The following is a 19,360-nucleotide window of genomic DNA, read 5'->3' as shown; positions in this document are numbered from 1 at the left end:
ATTACGAATAGAGATAAAGGAATGAAAAAGATGAAACTATCAAAATGGACAATTTTTTTCACAATATTATTGTTTAGCTTGACAGTAGCTGCCTGTAGCTCAGGAGAGACAACAACAGGTGATGCAAAAAATTCACCGGATCCAGAAAAGGATGCGAATACAACAACGGTTGTAGAAGATACGCAAATTCCAGCGGAAGACCCATCAGCTTCTCCTGCATTAGCTGTGAATCGAGGGAATATGGTAGTTGTAGGATTGCAGGAGCCCGGGGGAGTATTCACGCCATATTTTAATTCAAGTGGATATGATGGGAATGTTCAATCGGTTATGTTTCCTCCACTAGTGGATATTAACGAAGCAGGTGAACCGATTCCAGGCCTTGCGGAGAGCTGGGATGTTTCGGATGATGGATTAACGTATACATTTCATTTACGGGATGATTTAAAATTTGATGATGGAACGCCTCTTACATCCGAGGATGTGGAATTCACTCTAACGTTATTGCATGATCCGAGCTATGGTGGTGGGACAGACATCACAGAAGCGAAGGTCGTTGGTGGGTTGGATTATAAGAATGGAGATGCTGACAGTATTTCGGGAATTGAAGTGATGGATGAACAAACCATCAAAATTACGACAGAAGAAGTGAATGCTCGCTCTTTACGTTTGCTTGGTGGCCAAATACTCCAGAAAGAGTATTATGGAAAAGATTACAAAAAAGGCGATCTGGATTATTTAAATGCCCTGCATCTAAAACCGGTCGGAGCGGGACCATTCCGTTTTGTCGACTATTTACCTGGACAAGAAATTCGTTATGAGGCAAATGAATATTTTTATGATGGAAAGCCTAAAGTGGATCAATTTATCTATAAAACAACTGAAGGAGATTCGCAACAATTTTTCCAAACGGGGGAATTGGATTATAGTGCTCTAGCGGCAAACCAAGATAATTTTGAATTTTTGCAAGCTTTAGGGTTCGCTAATATTAATGTCTACACTTCCTCAGCCTATGGATATATTACGTTTAATCATGAGAAAGAGATTTTCAAAGATCCGAAAGTGCGTCAAGCCTTTATATACGGGCTCGACCGACAAACGATTATTGATACCTATTACCAAGGTTATGCTCAAGTAGCGAATGTTCCAGTTTCACCGACATCTTGGGCCTATACAGATGAAGTTGGCAGTACAAACTATGATCCTGAAAAGGCAAAAAAATTGTTAGAAGAGGCCGGATGGACAGAGGGAGAAAATGGGATTCGCGAAAAAGATGGTAAAAAACTGGTCGTCTATTACTTCACTTCTGCTGGTGGCTTAGGAGACACATTCATTCCAATTGCAAAGGAAAATTATAAAGAGATTGGGATTGATCTACAAGTAGAACAAATGGATTTTAATGCTTTGCTTTCTCGAGTAGAAAAGGGAGATCATGATCTTGCCTCTTTCTCTACGACGATGTTAACAGATCCTTATAATGGGATTGATAGTTTCCATACAAAAACAACTGATTCGATTATAAAAGGGTATGGAAATGAGAAGATTGATAGTTTGATCGATGCGACGATTGCAACGAATGATCAGGATGAGCGAGCCAAAGCTTTTCATGAACTATACAAAGCATTAGACGAGGATCCTCCGGTGATTTTAATGTCTTACACAAAAGTGTTAAGTGGCACAAATGCGCGGGTAAAGGGCTTTGAACCGAATGGATATCGTGGAATTGCTCCTAGCTTGAAAAATCTAGAAGTAGTCGATGTGCAACAAAAATAGTCTAACCTTCTCTTAAACAATGGTTAAAAGAGAATCGTAGTTTTCATTCAGGCGTATCCGAATCTAAAACTCGGATGCGCCCTGTTACATAAGAAAAGTTGATTAAACCTATAGATAGAGGAGGGAGAGGAAGCTTGAAAGGGTATGTTTTAAAAAGAGTTTTGTATTTAATTCCAACCTTAATTGGGGCTTCATTGCTAATATTTTTTTTGTATTCATTAGTTCCAGGTAATTTTATTGATGCGGACCCGAATTTGACGGCTGAACGGAAGGCTGAGTTATATGCTCTTTATGGCTTTGATCAACCAGTTTTGAAACGTTATTTTATCTGGATGGGAAATCTTCTTCAAGGGGATCTTGGTTACTCGTTACAATTCCAACGCCCAGTTGTCGAAGTACTAGGAAATTATCTATGGAGTTCCTTTTTTGTTGCTTTAGCTTCGTTGATTTTAACATGGGCGATTGCTCTAGTCGTCGGTGTCGTTTCCGCGACTCGTCAATATTCTTTATTTGATTCATTGGCAACTGTGTTAGTGTTTGCGGGTATGGCCACACCATCCTTTTTCCTCGGCTTAATCTTAATTAAATTCCTTGCGGTCGACCTTGGCTGGTTTCCAGCTGGAGGAATGATCACCACTGGGAGTAATCATACTGGCTGGGCATATATAAAAGATGTTGGCCAACATATGATTTTACCGGTGTTAGTTTTAACAATGTTAGGGATTGGTGGCTTAGCTCGTTATTTCCGAACCAATATGCTTGAAGTCATTCGCCAAGATTTTGTCCGAACTGCAAGGGCAAAAGGGCTAAAAGAAAAAACGGTTGTCTATAAACATGCATTAAGAAATGCTCTCTTGCCGGCTATTACGTTATTTGCCTTTGAATTACCCGCATTGTTCAGTGGCGCGATTATTACCGAGCAAATCTTTAATTGGCCAGGGATCGGGGCCATTTATATGCAGGCTTTCACGGTTCGAGATTATCCTTTATTAATGGGCTTTACGATGTTTATCGCCCTTTTGACAGTTATGAGTAATTTATTGGCAGATTTGTTATATGGAGTTGCAGATCCGCGAGTTCGTTTAAAATAATCTTTCTTGGAAAAAAGTGGATAAAGTGAATTCCTTTTCCTGTGAATGATAAGGAGTTGAAACATATGGAAAGTCCTTCCGTCACAACGGTGAACGCGAATATACGTGCAAAACAGCAAAAATCTTCTCTATGGAGACAAGTGTTTCGTCGTTTGTTAAAAAAGAAAATCGCCCTCTCAGGATTAGGGTTTCTCATTTTTATTTTTTTGTTTTCCTTTTTAGGGCCATTATTTTCACCTTATGGTATTTCCGGGGTAGACCCTGCAAATATCAATCAACCTCCCAGTTCTGCTCATTGGTTAGGGACAGATAAGTTAGGGCGGGATGTCTTAACCAGATTGATGTTAGCGGGAAGAATATCTTTGACAGTAGGTTTAGGGGCGATGGTCATGTCGCTGACAATCGGTGCTTTATTAGGTGTATTAGCGGGCTATTATAAAGGAATCATCGATCAAATCGTGATGAGAACCGCAGATATACTGATGACATTACCTGGTTTACCACTATTATTTATTATGGCGGCAGTAATGTCAGAGTGGAAAGTGCCAGCTGAACAGCGCCTATATATAGTTATGTTGATGCTGAGTTTAGTAGGGTGGCCAGGATTAGCTAGACTTGTAAGAAGTCAAATTCTCAGTTTACGAGAACGAGAATTTATCCAAGCAACAGATGCTTTAGGATTAAGAGATCGCAGGAAACTGCTAAATCATTTATTGCCTAATACGGTTCCCTTATTGATTGTCGCCGGGACATTGAGTGTCGGGAGTGCGATTTTAAGTGAATCTGTCCTTAGTTTCTTTGGGCTAGGGGTTGTGCCGCCTACAGCATCTTGGGGCAATATGATCAATGCAGCGAATTCTCTGATTGATTTTCAAAAACGTCCTTGGCTATGGATTCCACCTGGTGTGGCAATCTTTTTAACCGTGATTAGTATTAATTTACTCGGTGATGGCTTGCGCGATGCAATCGATCCAAACATGAAGAGGAGGTAATGGACATGTCAGAAGGGTCTATCCTGCAGGTAAATCACTTACTTACCCAATTTCAAACAGAAGCTGGGAACGTAAACGCAGTGAATGATGTAAGTTTTGAGATAAAAGAAGGGCAAACGGTATGTTTAGTCGGAGAATCTGGCTGCGGAAAAAGTGCAACAGCGATGTCGATCATGGGCTTAATCGATCATTCATCAGGAGCAAAATGTGAAGGCGAAATTATATTCGAAGGAAAAGATTTGCTGAAAATGAAGAAGGGCGATTTACGAAGGATGCGGGGAAATGATTTTGCTATGATCTTTCAAGAGCCAATGACCTCCCTTAATCCCGTCTTAACGATTGGTGAGCAAATAATCGAACCTTTGATGGAACATACGGTCATCTCAAAAAAGCAAGCGAAGCAAAAAGCAATCGAATTGATTGAATTAGTGGGAATTGGAAGAAGTGAAGAGATTTTTTCTTCTTATCCCCATCAATTAAGTGGAGGAATGTTACAAAGAATCATGATTGCGATCGCTTTATGCTGTAATCCACGTTTATTAATTGCCGATGAACCGACTACCGCTCTTGATGTAACCATTCAAGCGCAAATATTAGAATTGTTGCGAGACTTAAAAGATGAACGTCAGATGTCGATGCTGTTGATTACTCATGACCTAGGGGTTGTCGCAGAAGTCGCCGATTATGTGATTGTGATGTATGCGGGAAAAGTTATCGAACATGCGCCTGTTGTTGAGTTGTTTAAAAATCCTAAACATCCTTATACAAAGGGACTACTGGCAGCTAAGCCTGTTTTGAATCAACGTAAAGAGACGTTGTATACAATTCCCGGTCAGGTGCCAAACTTAATTGATTTGCAACCATCTTGTTATTTTAGTGACCGTTGTGAGCACTGTATGAGTATTTGCGTCGAGAAAAATCCTGATATGAAGTCCATTAAGAGTAATCATCAAGTGGCTTGTTGGTTATATGAAGAAGAGGTGAGCGTATGAAAGAGACGACACCTTTAGTTGAAGTCGATCATCTGAAAAAGTATTTCGGTGACTCTACTTCGATTTTTAAACGAAATAAAGATGTGGTGAAGGCAGTCGACGGAGTGAGCTTTACAATTGAGAAGGGTGAAACATTTGGACTTGTTGGGGAATCGGGGAGTGGGAAAAGTACAATTGGTCGAAGTATTTTACGGCTCCATTCGATCACGTCGGGAGATGTAAAATACAACGGACAAAGTCTTCATCAGTTATCGAAGGAAGATATGCGGAATTTACGGCCAAAATTACAATTTATCTTTCAGGACCCGTTTAGTTCCTTGAACCCTAGAATTCGAATTGGCGATGCAATTGGGGAAGCTTTGTTGGATCATGGTTTATGTAGCAAGACAGAAGTAAAAGGAAAAGTGTTAGAGGTCTTAGATATTTGTGGGCTTGCTCCTTATCATTATGATCGATTTCCCCATGAATTCAGCGGGGGGCAGCGGCAGCGAATTGGGATCGCAAGAGCGATTATTTTAGAGCCAGATTTTATTGTCGCCGATGAACCTGTTTCAGCTCTAGATGTTTCCATTCAGGCGCAAATCATTAATCTATTTCAGGAATTGCAAAAAGAGAAAGATATTACCTTCTTATTTATTTCTCATGATTTAAGTGTTGTCGAGCATCTATGTTCAAAAATAGGTGTTCTGTACCTTGGTTCAATGATGGAACTAGCCAGTCGAGATCAACTTTATGGGAACCCGCTTCATCCTTATACAAAGGCTTTACTCTCAGCTGTCCCCATTCCTGATCCAACGTTGAAACGCGAGCGAATCATTTTGAAAGGGGATATCCCCAACCCTGCCAATCCCCCGAAAGGATGCAAATTTCATACGCGTTGTCCCCTAGCAAAGGATATTTGTCGTGTGCAGGTACCAGAATTTCGTGAAATGGAAGACAATCATTATGTTGCATGTCATCTCGTATAAAAGAGGGGCCTGATCTCCATTGTGTTAATACTTTATCACAATGGGGTCAGGCCCCTCTTGTTCATGAAGCTAATTCAATTTTTACTTTTTTATAGGAGTTTTTATCCTCGAGAGGTTCTTCATGGACCATGCAATTTTTAGATAATAATTGCTTGAGCTGGAGCCAGGCGTCCTCTTTGATATGTAAATCTTTAATCCCTTTATCTGTGCGCTGATAGTCGCGGCCTTCGATTAATTGGAATTTAAGTTCTAGCAATGTTTGCAGGCCTCTGATCGTGATAAATTTAATTTGGTACCCATCTTCAATGATGGAAGTAAAAGCTTCTTGATCTTCGTCTGCTATTTTCAAAAGTTCAGTAAAGTCAAAATGTTCATTCATATGGACCCAAGGGGTAATATCTCTTTGCTTAATTTGATGTAATATGTCCGAATTTGATATCCCTTGACTTCTAAGTGTCTCAATCATGTATGCGATTGGGAGTGAGATATGATGATTTTCCATGAGATCCCTCCTCAAAAACTGTGATCATGACTATTATTATCCTATATTTACCAGGATAATGCTAGTTTTCCTTTCGCTTTACTATCAACCGACCAAGTAAACAAATGTTCCTTGACATAAAAAAAGGAGATTCAGAAGGCACTGATTAAAAGGTTTTTACCAATCCCTTCCAAATCTTTGACATTGAAAAGTTGTTTTCAATTGCATCACTCTATACATGAGTTTCGCATGGCGGCCATCCCGGGTTCTGCGGATCATTTTCGGACGGAGGCAATGCATGAATTGTTCATCACAAATACAAGGATGGATACCTCTACGAAGACAACGATCATGCCTCATACAGCAAGCATCCACATCATTGATAGGAGGACCAGGCCCACTACATCCCGGTCCACACCATCTATATCCAGGAAAAACGCAACCGAGATGATTTCTTTTTCTAGACAATTCATCACCCCCATACTTTACAATATGAAGTTACACTGTAGATTGCTTGAGCCGATGCCTTAGAATAACGAATGAGGGTGATGATTTAGTAAATATTTTCTAAACCGATTTTTAAGGAGAATGTTTCACTTAAACAAGGTCGCAATCTCTAATCCGACAATAGGGTCAGCGATTTGGTCTATTTGATAAACGATTTTTCCTTTTTGCCAGATAATCCGCTGATCATCCCCTGTTGCATCTAAGTGGACAAAACCATGTTTTTCGGGGATAGGTAGTGAATGGTCTTCTAGAAAAGTGACTGTTTCACGAGCGAGCATTTCACCAGACTCTGCTTGATCTGTTTGCGTGTGGGTGGCCAATGCCCAACGACCTTCATTCCAGCCCGTCCATAGGCTACCTGCTCCTGCATCTTGATAGCCAGTGATGCCGTAACCAAGATCCACTTCATTTCCCCCGTTTTTGCTAAAGTCCTCAAAAGCTATTTCCTCATCAGCTTGTTCTTGGGTATTATATTGTTGTACGGTTAACCGTGCGATCTGTCTGCTGGCTTCATCGTCATTTAATTGCTCATTATTGATGGGAATCGGTGTTTGACTGGCAAAAAAGGTAACGGTATAGTGATCATTTTCTGAAGTGGTCGCGGCCGTTAAATGTTCTCCTTCTTCCAAAGGGATATGATCAGGCAGAACAATCGTCAGCTCTGTATCAATTTGTCCTTTTATTCCTTCGATTATTTCCTTTTGTGTTAGGTCTTTGTCGTCTTGTTCCTCAGCTTGTGGTGAACTCTCTTCTTCATTACGTTGGGAATCCTGCTTTGTGCTTTTTTCCTCACCTTGTTTCGCATGATCGATTTCCGTTTTGTTTTGTGCGGGATTCTCATGTGAAGACTGACCCTCATTTGTACACCCGCTCATAAGAAAAATGAGCCCTAAGAGAGTGACGATCTGTAGTACCATTTTTGTCATAATAACCATCCTTATTTTAAAGTTTATATGCCATTTATACCTCTAACAAAGTTTAAGTAAACGTAGATCGATTGACAAATCCACTAAATTTTTCTACAATAATATCTCTCAAGCTAGTGAGATTTGCTCTCCTATCTTGTGTTCAATAAATAGCCTTATATTGGTACCGAATTTGTAACATAACAGCTACACCAGTTTGAAAATTTATAGTATGATAGTAATAAAGAATGCTCAAGTTTTCACTATCTTTTTTAAAAAGGGAAAGTCGGATCCTGCCAATACTTCGTAGGTCTTGATTTACTAATAGCGCAGAATAAGTACGCTACTAGCGTTTGTTTCTAAATTTTTTGTCAAAGTTTGTTCATAATTTCACGAACTGAAAAGTGTACAAATGCAAAATTAAAATTTTTTGTCAAAGATTGTTCACTTTTTCACTTAAGGAGGAAAACGGAAATGGAAGAGGTTATTCTCGCAAGGATTCAATTTGCTTCAACGACATTGTTTCATTTTATCTTTGTCCCATTGTCCATTGGTCTAGTGTTTATTATTGCGATTATGCAGACCATGTATGTGATCAAGAAAAAGGATGTCTATTTAAAAATGACAAAGTTTTGGAGTATCTTTTTCCTAATTAACTTTGCGGTAGGAGTAGTAACAGGAATTATTCAAGAGTTCCAATTTGGGATGAACTGGTCGAGTTATTCACGTTTTGTCGGAGATGTATTTGGAGCACCGCTTGCCGTGGAGGCTTTACTCGCCTTTTTCTTAGAGTCAACGTTTATCGGTTTGTGGATGTTTGGTTGGAATAAGTTACCGAAGAAATTACATCTCGCCTGTATCTGGCTTGTGTCAATTGGTACGATTCTATCAGCTTTTTGGATATTAGCGGCCAATTCCTTTATGCATAATCCCGTTGGCTATACCATTCAAAATGGCCGTGCAGAAATGACTGATTTTGTGGCTGTATTGACTAATCCTAAACTGTGGGTTGCTTTTCCACATACGATCTTTGGAAGTTTCGCAACGGGTGCCTTTTTTATCGCTGGCGTCAGTGCTTGGTATTTGATTAAGAAAAAAGATGTGGAAATCTTTAAACGCTCGATTGCTATTTCTCTTATTATTGGATTGGTCGCTGGGTTAGGACTCGCTTTTTCTGGTCATGCGCAAGCAACGTATTTAATGCATGCTCAACCAATGAAAATGGCCGCGGCTGAAGGACTGTGGGAAGACAGTGCTGACCCAGCAGCATGGACACTGTTTGCTAATATTGACACTAAAAATCATGAGAGTACCCATCGGATCGAAATTCCTTATTTGTTGAGTTATTTGGCGTACAGTGAATTTAGTGGGAAAGTAGAAGGGATGAATACTTTACAAGAAAAAATGATTGAAAAGCATGGTGAAGGGATTTATATACCTCCGGTGAAAACGACATTTTGGAGCTTCCGGATTATGGCAGGAACAGGCGGAGTTCTTATTTTACTTAGTGCTGTTGGACTATTCCTATTGTGGAGAAAGAAATTAGTCAGCAGTATTCGTTATCTAAAATGGTTGATTCCCGCCATCTTTTTACCATTCATCGGGAATTCATTTGGTTGGATTATGTCTGAAATTGGCCGACAGCCTTGGGTCGTAAATGGTTTAATGAAAACAATGGATGGCGTCTCACCTAATGTGAGTGCAGGGCAAATTTTGTTTTCCCTTATCTCCTTTTCCCTCATCTATGCATGTTTGGCGATTGTGATGGTGTATTTATTTATCCGCGTCATCAAGCAAGGGCCTCATGCAAAGCCAAAAGAGGATGTATCCGCGTCAGATCCGTTTGATCTTGGAGGTGTTCAACATGCAGCTAAGTGAGTTATGGTTTATCCTTGTGGCCGTTCTATTTGTTGGCTTTGTTTTCTTGGAAGGTTTTGATTTTGGCATTGGTATGAGTACGAAGTTTCTGGCAAAAAATGAACAAGAGAAACAAATGCTTATTGCAAGTATTGGACCGTTTTGGGATGCCAATGAAGTATGGTTGATCACTGCGGGTGGGGCGATGTTCGCCGCCTTCCCGCATTGGTACGCAACATTATTCAGTGGCTATTACCTCCCGTTCGTTGTGCTATTATTAGCTTTAATTGCACGTGGTGTTAGTTTTGAGTTTAGAGAAAAAGTACAGTCCAAACGCTGGGTGAGCGTCTGGGATTGGTCAATCTTTATCGGAAGTATTCTCCCTCCGTTTTTATTAGGCGTTATGTTTTCTAGTTTAATTAAAGGATTGCCTATTGATGGCGAAATGAATATGTATGCGGGTTTCACGGATATCGTGAATCTTTATACGCTTGTAGGAGGACTTGCGTTTGTTTTACTTTCCTATTTACATGGTTTAATGTTTGCCTCTTTAAAAACGACAGGACCATTACGGGAAAAATCGAAACAAATGGGCTTGAAGATTTATTTCATGACAGGTTTTGTTGTAATCTTATTTGTGATTTTGACAGGTGTATATACGCAGGCTTTAGCTGAAAAAGGCTGGATTCTCTATCCAATTTATGGTTTGGCAGTCATTTTGTATGTGACTTTATATCCTCTACTACGTAATAAGAAAGAAGGATATAGTTTTACTGTAACGGGGGTTATTATGATCCTTGTCACTTCGTCCTTTTTTATCGCCTTGTTTCCAAATGTTCTTATTAGCTCAACCGATCTTGCTAATAATTTAACGGTTTATAATGCTGCATCTGGTCATTACTCTTTAAAATTGATGACCATTGTCGCAGCAACGATGATTCCGATTGTTTTAGGTTATACGATTTGGAGCTACTATATCTTTCGCAAGAGAGTCTCTCATAAGGAGTCTATAGAAGACTAATGGATAAACATCTTCTTTATTACAAGGGAAGCAAACGTCTTATATTCATCGTTGGTGTGTTAACGGTGATCCAGACGATCATTTTAATTGTGCAGGCGCACTATTTAGCGACTGCGATTGTAAAAATGTATGAAGGGGTTGCATGGAATGCAGTCCTTCCCTTATTGGGGATTTTTATTGTCGCGTTTATTTTGCGTCATTTTCTTCAGTGGGTGAAAGAGAAGTGGGCGTATCAGTTTGCGGAAGATACAGCGAATCATTATCAAAAGGCATTATTGAAAAAACTGTTTGCATTAGGACCAAGGATGGTAGGGAAAGAGGGAACAGGAAATTTAGTGACATTAGTTATGGAAGGAATTCCCCAATTTCGCACCTATTTGCGCCTGTTTATTCCGAGAACCATTGCCATGGTCTGTGTGCCGATTATTTTATTCATTTACGTAGCAACCATTGATCTGCAATCGGCGATTATTTTGGCCGTTGTGATGCCGATCATGATTCTCTTCTTAATTTTATTAGGGCTGGCTGCCCAAAAGCAAATGGATGCTCAATGGGAAACGTATCAACTGCTTTCACGCCATTTTGTGGATTCACTACGAGGGCTTGTTACCCTTAAATATTTAGGAAAAAGTAAATCTCATCAACAGTCGATTGAAACCGTTAGTCGTAAATACAGGATTGCAACCAATCGAACGCTAAGAGTGGCATTTTTATCCACTTTTTCTTTGGATTTTTTCGCAAGCCTTTCCGTTGCGATTGTGGCTGTGGAGCTTGGGTTACGATTAATCAATGGCCACATCGTACTTATGCCCGCCCTCTTTATCCTCATCTTAGCTCCTGAATACTTCTTACCAGTCCGCGAATTGGGAAATGATTATCATGCGACCATGGATGGGAAAGAAGCGGGAGATCAGATCCAGCAAATTTTAGCGATGGAAACTATGGCAGATGATCGTGATGAAGCTGTGATTCCCCCTTGGACGAAGGATAGTATTTTGCGTATGAAGGATGTGGGGATCGAATCAGATGAAGGAATTTCGCGCCTTGAAGAGCTTAATATTGAGGTGAAAGGTCTGCAAAAAATTGGGATTGTCGGTGCTTCGGGATCTGGGAAATCCACTTTCATTGACTTATTATCTGGTTTTTTAGCGCCAAGCAATGGTGAGATTGCCTATCATGATCAAAAGCTCCCTCATTTTTCATTAGATGGTTGGCAAAAGCAGCTAACCTACATCCCTCAACATCCGCATATTTTTTCCGGTACGATCGCGGAAAATATTCGTTTGTATGCACCTGATTCTTCCATGGAAAAAGTTAAAGAAGCAGCTGATAAAGTAGGTTTAACGGAACTAGTTTCACGATTCCCGAATGGCTTAGAGGAAAAAATTGGTCAAGGTGGGCGAAGCTTAAGTGGGGGAGAGGAGCAGCGGGTTGCGTTAGCAAGAGGTCTCCTGCAAGATCGTCCGATCATGCTTTTAGATGAACCAACGGCACATCTCGATATTGAGACAGAATATGAGTTGAAACAAGCGATGCTGCCATTGATGGAAGAGAAATTAGTCTTTTTTGCTACCCATCGGCTACATTGGATGCAAGACATGGATTGGATTTTCGTCATGGAGAATGGAAAGCTTGTGGAAAGTGGTTGTTATGAGGAGTTAATTCAAAAAGAAGGAGCTTTTTCCACTTTACGAGAAGCAAGGAAAGGGGGAGAGGATCGTTGAATCTATATCAAACTTATATTCAGCCTTATTTAAAGCAATATAAAGGTGTGATGATTACGACAATTTTGTTAGCCGTGCTAACGGTCCTTTCCTCTGCCTTTCTTACCTTTACTTCAGGGTATTTAATTACTCGTGCTTCTGAAAGGCCTGAGACGATTTTGCTTTTATATATTCCGATTGTCGCTGTTCGGACATTTGGTCTGTCCAAAGCGGTAACACGATATGTCGAACGTTTAGTCGGACATCATGCTGTATTGAAAATTTTAGGTGATATGCGTGTCCAATTATATAAATTGATAGAACCTCAAGCGCTATTTATTCGCTCACGGTTTCAAACAGGTGATTTATTAGGGACGTTAGCGGACGATATTGAACACTTACAAGATGTCTATATCCGGACCATTTTTCCAACTGCTTCAGCGATTTTTTTATTTGCATTTTCGATTGTTTCTTTATCTTTATTTGATTGGAAATTTGCGATCGTGATGGCGATTCTACTCAGTATTGTTTTAATTGTCTATCCCTTACGATCCTTATTTGTTTTAAAGAAAAAGCAAATCAGTCTGAAAAAGCAACGTAAACAAACGTATCAGTCTTTAACAGATGCTTTCTTTGGGATGCACGATTGGATGATTAGCGGACGAAAGAATTCTTTTATTGCCGGATTTTTAAAAAAGACGTTGCAAGGTAATAAAGTTGAAAAATCGATCGTACATTGGCAACAAACCCGTACATTCCAACTGCAATGTTTCTCAGGAATAATCTTATTGCTGGTCGGAATCTGGGCTGGCATCGCTGCAGGCAATGGACAAATTGCCCCGACCTATATTGCCGCCTTTACTTTAGTGGTTTTTCCGATTATGGAGGGATTGATCCCTGTCTCGGAAGCAGTGGAAAACATTCCGACATACCGAGAATCATTGCAAAGAATCGAAGATGTACGCCAGTTTTCGGAAGGGAAAACCGAAGTGAATTCACTTACTTTTGATGCTCAGACTCCAGAAATTCTTTTGCAAAATGTCGACTTTCGTTATCCGAATGAAACGGAGGAGACGATAAAAAATATCAATCTCTCGATCCCATTTGGACAAAAAATTGCGATATTAGGAAAAAGCGGTGCGGGAAAATCAACTTTATCGCAACTATTGTTAGGAGTGATCACTCCGCAAGCGGGATGCATTGAAATTGCTGGTCACTCACCTGAGAAATATGGAGACGAAATTTATCAAGGAATCGGCTATTTAAATCAGAAACCCTATTTATTTGCTACAACGGTGGCGAACAATATTCGGTTAGGAAATTATGATGTGACACAAGAGGGGTTAGAAGCTGTGATCCAACAAGTAAAATTGGATGAGTATATACACTCACTACCAAAGGGGTTGGATACACAAATGGAAGAGACAGGGCAACGTTTTTCAGGTGGTGAACGCCAAAGAATTGCATTGGCGCGTATTTTATTGAAACAAACGCCGATTGTCATTTTGGATGAACCAACGATTGGGCTTGATCCCGTCACGGAGAAAGCATTGCTTGACACCATGTTTGCAACATTAAAAGATAAAACGATGATCATGATTACCCATCATCTAACCGGACTCGAAAAAATGGACCAAATCATCTTTTTAGATGATGGAGAAATCACCATGCAAGGAACACATGCTCAATTAATGAAACAAAATAAACGCTATCGACAATTATATGCTATGGATCAAGGTGCCGGGCACGACATGGATTTTGTTGAATTTTAATTTCCCAAACAGAAAACAGCCGTATAAAAGGGCGGCTGTTTTCTCGTGTTTAAAGATTGTTATTTTGCTGTTGAATTTCATCTTTTGCAAGTTCACTATTAGCAGTTTCAAGGTTACGTTGTTCGTTAACGGAATCACCTGGTTCTAGATTATTTAGGTTCGCTTGAGCAGTCATTTCTTCCTGATTAATGATCGTTTTTTGCTTATTATGTTTCATACGCAACTCCTCCTTGTATATTGGTTGTTAGTATGGCCAGTTAAAGGGTATAACATAATGAGGAATGAAAGATTTTAGGATAGGAGAAGCTCGATTATGCCAAAAATTGAAGCGAAAAGGATCTACGATTCATCTGATCAATCAAATGGCCTCCGCATTCTAGTTGATCGGATTTGGCCACGGGGAATTAAAAAGGAAGATGCAAATTTGGATGAGTGGCTGAAAGAAGTGGCACCAAGTTCAGAATTAAGAAAATGGTTCGGACATGACCCTGAGCGTTTTGAAGGATTTGAGGAAAAGTATATAGAAGAGCTTCAAAACGATCAGGAAAAGAAATCAGCGTTTGAAAAGTTATGTGAAAAGGCAAAAAGCAATGACATCACCTTACTGTATGCGGCAAAAGATGAGAAACATAATCAGGCTGTAGTGTTGAAAAAGGAAATCATGCGCCATATCTAATATAGGGATACATATTTTACTACATTTTATGCTTTATCCTATAAAAAATGGAAAGTTGATAAAAGCTTTCCTTTTTTTATGAAAAAAACAAATCTAGAGGATTTTTTACATGATTTATCGAAATGATCTATAAGGGTGATGCTTTAATTATGAGAGTTAGAAGGTGAAGAAATGGAATATAAATGGTTAGAATGGGCCAAAAGAATTCAAGCCTTGTCCCAAGCGGGGTTAGCGTTTTCTAAAGATGTATATGATATCGAGCGATATGAGGAGCTCAGAAAAATCAGTGTGGAAATCATGGCCGATCATACAGACACAGAGATGGAAAAAGTGTACGATTTATTTGCGAATGAAACCGGCTATCAAACACCTAAATTGGATGTAAGAGGAGCCGTTTTTCAAAATAATCAAATCCTCTTAGTCCAAGAAAATCATGATGGAACTTGGTCGTTACCAGGGGGGTTCTGTGATATTGGTCTTTCTCCCTCTGAAAATATTATCAAGGAGATCAAAGAAGAAGCGGGTTATGATATCATCACAAAAAAATTACTTGCTGTATGCGATACACATAAACATGAACATCCACCACAACCTTACCATTATTATAAATTGTTTATTCAATGTGACATTGTCGGAGGGAGTGCAACTAGTGGGGTAGAAACAGATGATGTTCGATTTTTCTCGGAAGATCAATTACCACCTCTATCAACAAATCGTAATACCGAAGCACAAATACATATGCTTTTTGACTATTTGGCAAATCCCAATAAAGCAACATACTTTGACTAACAAAAGAGGGAGAACGATATGAAACCAAATATACTTATGATTATGGTTGATCAGATGCGTTTTGATTGTTTAAGTATTGCTGAACACCCTGTGGTGGAAACACCTAATCTGGATGAGCTTGCCCTTCAGGGTGTCCGCTTTACAAATGCTTATTCTGCCACTCCTACATGTGTACCCGCCCGAGCCGCTGTTTTAACAGGCATGTCACAACGATCTCATGGAAGAGTCGGCTACCAAGAACGGGTTCCTTATCAATATCCTCATTTGCTTCCTGAAGAAATGAGTCAGGCTGGATACCATACTCAAGCTGTCGGAAAAATGCATGTATATCCAACCCGGAATTTATGTGGATTTCATAATGTTATTTTGCATGATGGATACTTACACCATAATCGGATGAAGGATACACCGGTTCGGGAATCTTTTGATCATACGGATGATTATTTGCCTTGGTTAAGAGAGCGGCTTGGTGGGCACCGCGACCTGACTGATATCGGTTTGGATTGCAATGCTTCAGCCATGAGTCGCCCATGGCATTTACCAGAGGAATTTCATCCAACCAATTGGGTCGTCACGCAATCGATTGATTTCTTAAGAAGAAGAGACCCAAGTAAACCCTTCTTTTTAAAAATGTCCTTTGTTCGTCCACACCCACCGTTTGATCCACCACAGGCTTATTTCGATTATTATATGAGTCTGGATATGGATGAACCTGTCATAGGAGATTGGGCCAATGACTTGGATGAATTTCAGGAAGGGTTACGACCGACTGCCGGGGGTGGGAATGTACCGAAACAACGTTTAAAAAGGGCAAGAGCTGCCTATTATGCTTTGATTGCCCATATCGATGATCAAATAGGGCGGTTTATCCAAAGTCTTATTGAATATCAGGTCTATAATAATACGGTCATTTTATTTGTTTCAGATCATGGAGAATTGCTGGGAGATCATCATTTATTAAGGAAATCTTTAGCTTATGAAGGAAGCGCGAAAATCCCTTTCATTCTTTCAGATCCAGGTAATCAATTAGGATTGAAAAAAGGAACGACTTGTCAAAATGTAGTAGAGTTGCGCGATATTATGCCAACCTTGTTAGATGTAGCAAACATACAAATTCCCAAAAGTGTTGAGGGGAAGAGTGTTCTTCCTTTAGTTAAAAATGAAACATCTATATGGAGAGAATACCTTCATGGCGAACATGCTCAAGGCAAACAATCCCATCATTTTATTGTCAATGGAAAAGAAAAATTCATTTGGTATTCCCAAACAGGTGAAGAACAATTTTTTAATTTGAAAGAAGATCCTTATGAAACGAAAAATTTAATCGATCAACAGGCATATGCCCATAAAATAAATACTTTACGTCAATTATTAATAAAAGAATTGGAAGAAAGAGAAGAAGGTTACTCAGATGGTACACAATTAATTGTGGGGAAACAACCACAAGCTGTTCTACAAAATAGCAGAAAAATAATATAGGATGAAAAAATTTGAGGGAGGTAACTGAAGCGTTCAACTTTATAAACGAACAATGTACTGATTTAGCGGAGGAAATATACGTAGACTCCTGCGGGATGAAAGGCATCGGTGAGACCCCACAGTGCGCTAGCACGAGGAGGCTCACCAGCCGCCCGCGGAAAGCGAAGTATATTTCCGAAGCGGGGTTATATGCACCAACCAGGACTTTACTATGATTAAAACACTTTTGGTCCCGGCCTCATCTTATTTTGCTCTTCGTTTTACATTTTCCGCTTCTTAGCCCTTTTGTCTGCGTCATCCGCTCTTCGCATGGCTTCCAAATCATCTTGATCTGCCACTTCTTGGGAAAATTCTACGTCACGACCATCTGATTTCATGTTTTGTGGTACTTGTGGAAGCTTTTGCTTATTTTTATCACGTGCTTTTCTACGATCATCTCTACCCATTTTCAGAACCCTCCATATAAAAGTGTTTTAAAAATTGTGCTACTTTCTTCTTGAATGCGTGTAGCCACCTGCTCGATCTGCTTGTTTAAATTCTTTTGCATAAAGCACTTCTTGAGTTGTAGATAATGTACTCTTCGTTTGAACGTTCTTATTTTTGCTCATTAGGACCCACTCCTTTTGCTCTTGACCTCATCTAACATTTTTCTCAAAAACCTTAATAAACATACATGTAAGAGATTATGGTAAAATAGAGCAAGTAAGTAAGAAGGGGTGATTAGCAATGGCGATCATCACCAAAATTGCGGCGCAAAAGAAAAGAGCAGATCGCTACAATCTTTATTTGGATGAGCAATATGCTTTTAGTGTGGATGAAGCAATATTAATTCGCTATGGATTAGTGAAAGGCAAGGAATTAGCCGATTATGAAGTTGTCCAGCTGCAATATGAGGACGAAATTAGAAAAGCTTATAATGATGCGATCCACTATTTATCGTTCCGCATGAGGTCGGAAGGGGAAATAAAGGAACATTTGGCTAAAAAAGATTGGAATGTACAAGTGATTGAACAAGTGATGCAAAAATTGCATGAGCATCACTATGTCGATGATCTGGAATTCGCAAAGGCATATGTTCGGACACAAATCAATACAGGAAAAAAAGGTCCATATAATATCAAACAAGAGTTGTTACAAAAAGATATTTCTGATTCATACATAGAAGAAGCTTTAACCTTATATAAAAAAGAAGATCAAATCGAGCATGCGATTCAGTTAGGTAATAAATATGCAGCTAAAAATAAAAAACTGGCTGAGAAAATATTAAAGCAAAAGCTGGAGCAATATTTACAGACAAAAGGTTTTTCCTTTACAATTATTTCCATTGCAATTGAAGAAATCGAATATGAAAAAGAGGCGGAAGAAGAATGGGATTCGCTTCTCAAACATGGAGAAAAAGCGCAGCGGAAATATCAACATTTAGAGGGATTTGAATACCGCCAAAAGATGAAACAAGCCCTATTTCGTAAAGGATTTGAATTAGACATGATTGATCGCTTTTTAGATGAAAAAGAATGAAGGGGATTTTGTAATGGAAAGGGAAAAGAAATACAGTGAAATGACAAATGAAGAACTTAAACAGGAAATTGCTTTAATGAAGGAGAAGGCAAGAAAAGCGGAACAGCTTGGCATGGTCAATGAGTTTGCTGTTATGGAGCGAAGAGCGGTGATGGCTGAGGCCTATTTATTAAACCCAAGCGATTTTAAGCCGGGTGAAATTTATGCCGTTACGGGCGCACCAGGGACTTATTTCAAAATTGATTATTTAAAAGGTGTGTTTGCTTGGGGCTATCGCTTAAATGGTCCTGGTGAGGAGGAGGCATTGCCTATTTCCTTGCTTAAAACAACATAAAAAATTTCCATCAGTAGGGAGCGTCCCTACTGATGGAAATTCTCTTTATTTTTTGTACTTCGTTACAGCAGCTCTTTCTCTAATAATGTCTGTCTGGGATAGTTCCGTTTGCCCATTTACTTGAGAACTCATTTTTTTCGGATTATAGTATCCGCGATTAAACGGACTTAAATTACGGTTTTGATGTGTATTCCCATCGATTTTACCCATTTTAAATCCCCCTTGTTGGTGAATAATTAAGACTGGTTGGAATTTCCTTGTCTATTCCCCGATGCCCGCATTCTGCCCTGTGGATTGGTGTTAATCGTTCCATCTGCACGCATTGGAGAATATTCAGCCTTAGCTCGTGGTTCACCTTCAAATTTGTTGTCATTTTTATACGGGAAATCTTTTGCTTTATTACGCAATGGGACACCCTCCTTTATTGACGGGTTTTTCAACTCGTCATCTTTAGTATGGGTTACAAAGTGAAAAACATTCGTTCAAAGGATGAGTGTCAGAATAG

At 39.5% G+C, this 19,360-nt stretch carries 21 protein-coding genes; 14 read left to right on the top strand and 7 right to left on the bottom strand.

From position 1 onward, the window contains the following. Positions 1–30 precede the first annotated feature (30 nt). The 5 genes from KI363_RS10815 (at position 31) to KI363_RS10795 (ending at position 5,813) form a co-directional block, all read left to right on the top strand. On the top strand, positions 31–1,770 hold the full coding sequence (locus KI363_RS10815) for an ABC transporter substrate-binding protein (RefSeq protein WP_373306773.1): 1,740 nt from the start codon (positions 31–33) through the stop codon (positions 1,768–1,770). A 134-nt stretch (positions 1,771–1,904) separates the two neighbouring features. After that, positions 1,905–2,861 carry an ABC transporter permease gene (locus KI363_RS10810; protein WP_158323250.1) on the top strand — a complete coding sequence of 319 codons (957 nt, stop codon included), beginning with the start codon at positions 1,905–1,907 and terminating at the stop codon, positions 2,859–2,861. Positions 2,862–2,926: 65 nt separating this feature from the next. After that, positions 2,927–3,853, top strand: coding sequence for an oligopeptide ABC transporter permease (gene opp4C, locus KI363_RS10805; RefSeq protein WP_158323251.1), 927 nt, complete (start codon positions 2,927–2,929; stop codon positions 3,851–3,853). A 5-nt stretch (positions 3,854–3,858) separates the two neighbouring features. Beyond that, a complete protein-coding gene (locus KI363_RS10800) occupies positions 3,859–4,845 on the top strand; it encodes an ABC transporter ATP-binding protein (RefSeq protein WP_158323252.1) in 987 nt (328 codons plus the stop codon). After that, entirely contained in the window at positions 4,842–5,813 is a 972-nt protein-coding gene (locus KI363_RS10795) for an ABC transporter ATP-binding protein (RefSeq protein ID WP_212966310.1), read from the top strand. Before KI363_RS10800 ends, KI363_RS10795 begins: the two co-directional genes overlap by 4 nt. A 61-nt stretch (positions 5,814–5,874) precedes the next feature. Here KI363_RS10795 and KI363_RS10790 read toward each other — a convergent pair whose 3' ends face one another. Both KI363_RS10790 and KI363_RS10785 read right to left on the bottom strand, forming a co-directional pair. Next, complete coding sequence (locus KI363_RS10790) at positions 5,875–6,315, bottom strand: hypothetical protein (protein WP_158323254.1); 441 nt, start codon at positions 6,313–6,315, stop codon at positions 5,875–5,877. 572 nt (positions 6,316–6,887) lie between these two features. Next, positions 6,888–7,727 (bottom strand): hypothetical protein, encoded by an 840-nt coding sequence (locus KI363_RS10785; protein WP_212966309.1) that lies wholly within the window; start codon positions 7,725–7,727, stop codon positions 6,888–6,890. Positions 7,728–8,180: 453 nt separating this feature from the next. On the opposite strand from KI363_RS10785, the gene KI363_RS10780 reads away from it, so the two are divergent. The 4 genes from KI363_RS10780 to cydC are packed head-to-tail and all read left to right on the top strand — an operon-like array spanning position 8,181 to position 14,059. After that, on the top strand, positions 8,181–9,584 hold the full coding sequence (locus KI363_RS10780) for a cytochrome ubiquinol oxidase subunit I (RefSeq protein WP_212966308.1): 1,404 nt from the start codon (positions 8,181–8,183) through the stop codon (positions 9,582–9,584). Beyond that, positions 9,571–10,584, top strand: coding sequence for a cytochrome d ubiquinol oxidase subunit II (gene cydB, locus KI363_RS10775; RefSeq protein WP_158323258.1), 1,014 nt, complete (start codon positions 9,571–9,573; stop codon positions 10,582–10,584). Before KI363_RS10780 ends, cydB begins: the two co-directional genes overlap by 14 nt. Then, positions 10,584–12,308 (top strand): thiol reductant ABC exporter subunit CydD, encoded by a 1,725-nt coding sequence (cydD, locus tag KI363_RS10770; RefSeq protein WP_212966307.1) that lies wholly within the window; start codon positions 10,584–10,586, stop codon positions 12,306–12,308. Before cydB ends, cydD begins: the two co-directional genes overlap by 1 nt. Next, positions 12,305–14,059: a thiol reductant ABC exporter subunit CydC gene (cydC, locus tag KI363_RS10765; RefSeq protein ID WP_158323260.1), complete on the top strand. Its 1,755-nt coding sequence runs from the start codon at positions 12,305–12,307 to the stop codon at positions 14,057–14,059. Before cydD ends, cydC begins: the two co-directional genes overlap by 4 nt. A 49-nt stretch (positions 14,060–14,108) precedes the next feature. Here cydC and KI363_RS10760 read toward each other — a convergent pair whose 3' ends face one another. Continuing rightward, positions 14,109–14,276, bottom strand: coding sequence for a hypothetical protein (locus KI363_RS10760; RefSeq protein ID WP_191967524.1), 168 nt, complete (start codon positions 14,274–14,276; stop codon positions 14,109–14,111). A 96-nt stretch (positions 14,277–14,372) separates the two neighbouring features. On the opposite strand from KI363_RS10760, the gene KI363_RS10755 reads away from it, so the two are divergent. The 3 genes from KI363_RS10755 (at position 14,373) to KI363_RS10745 (ending at position 17,003) form a co-directional block, all read left to right on the top strand. Continuing rightward, positions 14,373–14,735 carry a DUF488 domain-containing protein gene (locus KI363_RS10755; protein WP_158323261.1) on the top strand — a complete coding sequence of 121 codons (363 nt, stop codon included), beginning with the start codon at positions 14,373–14,375 and terminating at the stop codon, positions 14,733–14,735. 171 nt (positions 14,736–14,906) lie between these two features. Continuing rightward, entirely contained in the window at positions 14,907–15,524 is a 618-nt protein-coding gene (locus KI363_RS10750) for an NUDIX hydrolase (RefSeq protein WP_212966306.1), read from the top strand. Between the two features lie 18 nt (positions 15,525–15,542). Continuing rightward, the gene (locus KI363_RS10745) at positions 15,543–17,003 is read left to right on the top strand and encodes an arylsulfatase (protein ID WP_212966305.1); all 1,461 of its coding nucleotides are present in this window, start codon (positions 15,543–15,545) and stop codon (positions 17,001–17,003) included. Positions 17,004–17,263: 260 nt separating this feature from the next. Here the strand turns inward: KI363_RS10745 and KI363_RS10740 are convergent, their stop codons facing one another. Both KI363_RS10740 and KI363_RS10735 read right to left on the bottom strand, forming a co-directional pair. Next, positions 17,264–17,449: a YfhD family protein gene (locus KI363_RS10740; RefSeq protein ID WP_158323264.1), complete on the bottom strand. Its 186-nt coding sequence runs from the start codon at positions 17,447–17,449 to the stop codon at positions 17,264–17,266. Between the two features lie 39 nt (positions 17,450–17,488). After that, positions 17,489–17,611 carry a YfhE family protein gene (locus KI363_RS10735; RefSeq protein ID WP_158323265.1) on the bottom strand — a complete coding sequence of 41 codons (123 nt, stop codon included), beginning with the start codon at positions 17,609–17,611 and terminating at the stop codon, positions 17,489–17,491. A gap of 118 nt (positions 17,612–17,729) precedes the next feature. On the opposite strand from KI363_RS10735, the gene recX reads away from it, so the two are divergent. After that, the gene (gene recX, locus KI363_RS10730) at positions 17,730–18,521 is read left to right on the top strand and encodes a recombination regulator RecX (RefSeq protein WP_158323266.1); all 792 of its coding nucleotides are present in this window, start codon (positions 17,730–17,732) and stop codon (positions 18,519–18,521) included. Between the two features lie 13 nt (positions 18,522–18,534). Continuing rightward, complete coding sequence (locus tag KI363_RS10725) at positions 18,535–18,855, top strand: YfhH family protein (RefSeq protein ID WP_212966304.1); 321 nt, start codon at positions 18,535–18,537, stop codon at positions 18,853–18,855. A 45-nt stretch (positions 18,856–18,900) separates the two neighbouring features. On the opposite strand, the gene KI363_RS10720 is transcribed toward KI363_RS10725, so the two are convergent. Both KI363_RS10720 and KI363_RS10715 read right to left on the bottom strand, forming a co-directional pair. Further along, the gene (locus tag KI363_RS10720) at positions 18,901–19,065 is read right to left on the bottom strand and encodes a YpzG family protein (RefSeq protein WP_212966303.1); all 165 of its coding nucleotides are present in this window, start codon (positions 19,063–19,065) and stop codon (positions 18,901–18,903) included. 26 nt (positions 19,066–19,091) lie between these two features. Continuing rightward, the gene (locus tag KI363_RS10715) at positions 19,092–19,262 is read right to left on the bottom strand and encodes a small, acid-soluble spore protein K (RefSeq protein ID WP_158323269.1); all 171 of its coding nucleotides are present in this window, start codon (positions 19,260–19,262) and stop codon (positions 19,092–19,094) included. Positions 19,263–19,360 lie beyond the last annotated feature (98 nt).

It is taken from the genome of Lederbergia ruris (genome assembly GCF_018332955.1).
Classification (GTDB): domain Bacteria; phylum Bacillota; class Bacilli; order Bacillales; family Bacillaceae_C; genus Lederbergia; species Lederbergia ruris.
Note: the sequence above shows the minus strand (reverse complement) of the source record. Positions and strands in the feature narration are given on the sequence as shown.